At 55.6% G+C, this 4,918-nt stretch carries 4 protein-coding genes; 1 reads left to right on the forward strand and 3 read right to left on the reverse strand.

The features are described 5' to 3' along the window. Positions 1-72: 72 nt before the first annotated feature. Positions 73-3,531 (forward strand): glycosyltransferase, encoded by a 3,459-nt coding sequence (locus FEM54_RS24700; RefSeq protein WP_240792797.1) that lies wholly within the window; start codon positions 73-75, stop codon positions 3,529-3,531. A gap of 105 nt (positions 3,532-3,636) precedes the next feature. On the opposite strand, the gene FEM54_RS34130 is transcribed toward FEM54_RS24700, so the two are convergent. From FEM54_RS34130 to FEM54_RS24715, 3 genes are all read right to left on the reverse strand, one after another. Next, the gene (locus FEM54_RS34130; protein ID WP_017135523.1) at positions 3,637-3,777 is read right to left on the reverse strand and encodes a hypothetical protein; all 141 of its coding nucleotides are present in this window, start codon (positions 3,775-3,777) and stop codon (positions 3,637-3,639) included. Positions 3,778-3,788: 11 nt separating this feature from the next. Continuing rightward, on the reverse strand, positions 3,789-4,001 hold the full coding sequence (locus tag FEM54_RS24710) for a hypothetical protein (RefSeq protein ID WP_017135522.1): 213 nt from the start codon (positions 3,999-4,001) through the stop codon (positions 3,789-3,791). Between the two features lie 72 nt (positions 4,002-4,073). Further along, complete coding sequence (locus FEM54_RS24715; protein ID WP_026013566.1) at positions 4,074-4,619, reverse strand: hypothetical protein; 546 nt, start codon at positions 4,617-4,619, stop codon at positions 4,074-4,076. Between the last annotated feature and the right edge of the window lie 299 nt (positions 4,620-4,918).

Below are 4,918 nucleotides of genomic sequence, written 5' to 3' on the forward strand. Positions count from 1 at the left end.
GAGCTGGAGGAGCATCTGCTTGCCAACGGCCTTGCTTCCAGCGCGCAAACAGCAGCCGTGCAGGCCCACCTCATGCTCGCCAGTCGCGCACCGCAGTTTCTGGTCAAGGGTATCCCGCAGGAAGTGACGATGGGTTCGCATAGCTGGGTCAGCTTCACCACGGCGGTAGCGCGCGTGGAAGCGAAAGCGCCAGGCGCGACAGCCAACATGGACTACGCGCAAATCATGCTCGCGGCCAATATTGCACCGATCTCGAACGAGGAACGCCAGATCGAATATGCCGCCCAGAACGAGGCGATCAAAGCCTGGGGCGTTCCCAGCGGCATGGGCTATCCGACCACGCAGACAGCCCTGTCCGAGGTGCGTGAAGCGTTCAACCGGCATATCAGCGAAATGAGCGAAGCCGCCTCACTGCCGCTCCTCGAGACGCCGACCACCAAAGCCATTGCGGTCGAGCTTTTGAAAAAAGCATGCCCCGGGATGGACCCAGCGCTGTTTGAGAAAAAGTGCATTACGTCGCAGCCTTCTACCAACGTATACCCCGGCCCCTACTCACTGTTGGACCTGCTCATTGATCGCAGGGCGCTTAGATCCCCACCACCAGATTCCGACAACAGAAAGCCTGCGGTATGGGTTTCATCATCAGACGAAATCAATATCGGCGATCTGCTGCCAATCCTCAAAACCCTGCCGGATCCCATCAAGCAGTTCAATGAGGACTTTCGCACGTTCTCTGACGCCGTCAAAAAGGCCACGTCGGCGCAGTTCAAGGTCATGATTTCGAAATTGCAACTGGAAGACCGGCAAAATCTGGCGTTCGGCGAAATCGTCGTACACAAAGAAATTCGCTACGACCGCATTCAAGGCTCCAGTTATGACAAGCGTGTTGAAACAGGCGTGGTACTGGTCGAGACCCTGCGTACCGTCAACGGTAAACCTCAGTCCAGGCAGTACGCAATCAACCGGCTGGAGGGCACTATCACCCCGCGGCCGAGCCTGTTTTATGAATCACTCCCGCCCGCCAGCCTTGCCTCTACTGGACCACGTTACATAGCAGACCAGATAACGCCCAGGGGTGAGTACCCCGCGGGAATAACAGACGAACGCAAAGGCGCCACGGGTGTACCGAAGAGCTTCGCCAGTACCAGAACCCAATACCTGGCCGACGCATTGATTGAGGATATGAAGCTGCCTGAGTTGGGCGCATATTCCAGGGGAACAACGACCTTTCAGACGGAACACAGCACCACCGAAGCCATTCGCGAGGTGCTGCTGGGCTTTATTCCGTTCAGGTCGGCCATTAAAAATTTCAACGAGGGCAAGACTGCCGACGGTGTTCTCGACTTGGCGTTCGACATTTTTGGTTTCGTGGTCGGCGTCGGCTCCGCTGCCAAGGCCGCGAGAGCTTCATTTGTCGGCGCTTCAGTGCTGTCAAAAGCTGCCCTGGGGTTCAAGATTGTCGGGCGGGCAGCAGTGGGCGCGCTCAATCCGTTGGGCGGTATTGATGACCTCGCGCGTAGCGCTATAAGGGGCGTAAAGTTTGTAGCCGGCAAAGCCTATAAAGGTGTCAATTACCTGCGCGGTTCGTACCGCCATGTCAACCTGTTGGAGGTGGCCAAAAGGGCCGATATCGCTGAAGGCGCATTCAGTGCCGCCAACAGCGCTCGCAATACAAAAGCTCTGGCTAAGTTCGATGAGGCAACCCATAAGTGGTACGCCTTGGACCCGCGCACGAAGCAGGCCTACGGCAAGCCGCTGGAGAACTTCGTCCCAGACGTGCCAAAACCGGGCGACTCGAATAGTTTGCGAGCAATCTCCAGTGACGACGCAATCCAGAACATCAGCAAGCAACACGGCCTGGCAGCAACCGGGACAATCCAGGTGGGCCAAGAAACAGTCGAGCGCCAGGCTGTGATGTTTCTGGGTAATTGGCATGAATACGATGCATTGAAGCAACGCGCAATGGGCCTGCCCTTGAGAGACTTTAAACCTAACCGCGTTGCTGCCAATGGAGAAGTACGCTCACTGGATGATCTGCACAGTTATGAAGCCCGCTACATCGCCGCAGACGAGTTATCGACCACGGGGTTGCAGAACAACGTGTTGGTGGGCCGCAGTAAACGCGAATATGTGAAGGTTGATGGCAGGCTCTTTGAGTCCCAAGTCAAAGACGGCCGGCGCGTCATCCGCCATCCGAACGGCACGAGCCCCGATATACCCGTCAAGGATCTTGGCCCTACAGGGTGGGCACCTTTATCCCGATCCGAACGTTTGCTGGCCGGCGCAGGTGGCACACCGACGCCTTTCAGGCTGGGAGATGGAACCTACGTAGTGCCGATGGACGATATTAAACGCGTGGAAACCTCAGGCAATCCATTCAGGATTACTTACAAAAACGTCGATCAGGAAGTTGCGTTCGACAGCACGGCCGGCGCATGGAGAGGCACCCACGAGCAAGGCCAGCAGTATTACTGGCGAACTACCAAAGGCCACTGGCAACGGGGAACACTTGATGCGTCCAGAAAAGCTAAAAAAGCCAGCGCCCACCACTATAACTTTGTGGATATTTCGTCGATTCCCAGAATCCCCAAACAACTGGCTCCCGTGCCCAAAACGTTGAACTATTTCTGGGCGGGCCAGGAGATTCCCACCCACTTGGTCGACAACATGACCAAAAACGCCACCCGAGCTTCAGGCTATAAAACAGTCCTGCACGTGGACGCCGACAGCCCCGCTGTGTTCAAACAAATAGAAAGCAAGCTGAAGGAGAAAATTCCCGGCGTGACGGTGCTCAATCTTAATGAAGATGCCGCATTCAAGCAGTTGAAGACCGGCGAAATGTACAACTACTTCCGACAAGGGCAAGGGAAGAATCTGGCGGCAGCTTCGGATGTAGCCCGCTACCCGATAATGAATAAACACGGTGGTTTTTACCTGGACACCGATGATCTTATCCAAAGCAACGTCGGTGCCGTCGATGTAGCAGCAGGCGCCGACGATGTGCTGCTCGGTTTACCAGTGACGCACCAAGTGGCCGATTACAAAACGTTCTATAACACCAGTAACTTTGCTACTCGACCCGGTAACCCGGTGCTTGACGAGATGATCAGGGAAATGAATAAACGGTTTGCGACTAACAAACCCTACTTTGCGAATAATCGACCGACTATCACTCGAGGCCCCGAGGGCAGGCTGCAATTCACCCCGGAATTCAAGGAGTATGAGGCAAAAATTTTCGATACCGTAGGACCGAATATGTTTAATGACACGCTTAAAATGAAAAGACCCGACATGTACGACTTAGGCTTGGATGGCCTCTCTAAAGAAGCAACATTAGTCGATGGCAAACTCGTGGCGCAGGGTCCGGTTGTCAACATTCAACAAAGCGTGAGTGAGGCCTATGCACGTCACGGCGTGGTGGCGCCAGTCACAGCGCCCTACCAGATCCTGAAGACCAAGGAGCATTACTTCCCGCTTCGCTACACGTTCAATGTGAAAGTTGGGGCTGACCATTCCTGGATCAGTACCTGATCGAAACACATTGAAGCAACCTGCACCGAGTTGCTGGGCCGTCGTTCATGACCTGAGCACTCAGCCAAAGCTGGCGTGGTATGAACGACGAGCCAAGGCGAACGCTCAATCCTGACTTTCGGTGTTGCCTACATCCGCTGCATCATCGAGGTCGTTGAGCGGTACTTCTGCATCATCCATCAATGAACCTGGGTCTTCATTGCCCGGGTCATTGAGTTCTTCATCGTCATCGAGTTCCTGGGACATGACCTTCTCCTCTAACCACCTTGGGTGTCGATATCGGCATCGGTTTCAGGCTTGGGCTCGCGCGTGGGCTTGAAGTCTGGACTGTAGTCGTTTTCCCGGGCTTTGGGGTCGCTGGCAGGTTTCGGGTCTTTTGGCGCATCGGCAGCGGTGCCGGGCGCCGGCTCGCCGCCATCGATGGCCGGGTCGTTACGGTTGCCGGTTTGGGGGTCGTTGCTGGTGTTCATAGGTCACCTCTTGAGTAAAACGCAGCCTGCGTAGAGTTAAGGGTGTGCGCAGCACCACGAAGTTCAAATTGCTTAAGAGACCGGGTTATCCACCTGGATATAAAACGCGTAGGCACCCAGCAGCACCCAGAACACCATAAACAGCCACGGTGCACGCATGGAGAACAGCAGCGACTTGCGATAGCCCTTGTGGGACGATTCGGTCTCGCAGAACAGCGGCGAATCATCGTAGGCCATGCCCATCACCGGCTCACTGCGCAGCAGCTCGCTCTGCTTGTAGTGCCAGTGGTCGATTATTTCGTAGGCGGCGCGAATACCTGGCCAGGCATTCAATGAGCTAAGAATGCCGAGGAAGGCCAGAAACGCGGGCACAACCAAGGTAAAAAACTTGCCCCACTCCGGGTTCAGGTTACCCATGCCGGAGACAAAGGCGATCACCAGGAACGACTGTGCCGAGAGATAGGCGTCGGTACGGTTGGCCAGAATGGTGGTTTCGTACTGGATCTCGCGGCGATAGAAATCGAGGCGGTCTTTGGGTGAGCCGAAAATCTTGGCATTGTGCTCGTTGTGATCGTCCAGGGCGGCTGCCGGTGTGTTGGGAGAGATGATTCTGGGCACGGCGGTGCTCCACAAGGTGACGAGCCTTGTTAGAAGAATCGGGGCTGGATGAAGTTCAAGTTTGTTCATGCACCAATTTGGCGCATTCGCTGCACCCTTGTAGTGAGCGGCTTTTAGTGGCACCACGCTTTTGTGGCGAGCGAGCTTGCTCGCGTTGGGCTGCGTAGCGGTCCCAATAAAAGCGGGAGCGCTGCGCACTCCAGCGCGAGCAAGCTCGCTCGCCACAAAAGCGTGGTGCCACTAAAAGCCGCTCACTACAAGGGTGCAGCGAATGCGCCAAATTGGTGCATGAACAAACT

This window comes from Pseudomonas edaphica, from assembly GCF_005863185.1.
In the GTDB taxonomy this organism is placed as follows: Bacteria; Pseudomonadota; Gammaproteobacteria; order Pseudomonadales; family Pseudomonadaceae; genus Aquipseudomonas; species Aquipseudomonas edaphica.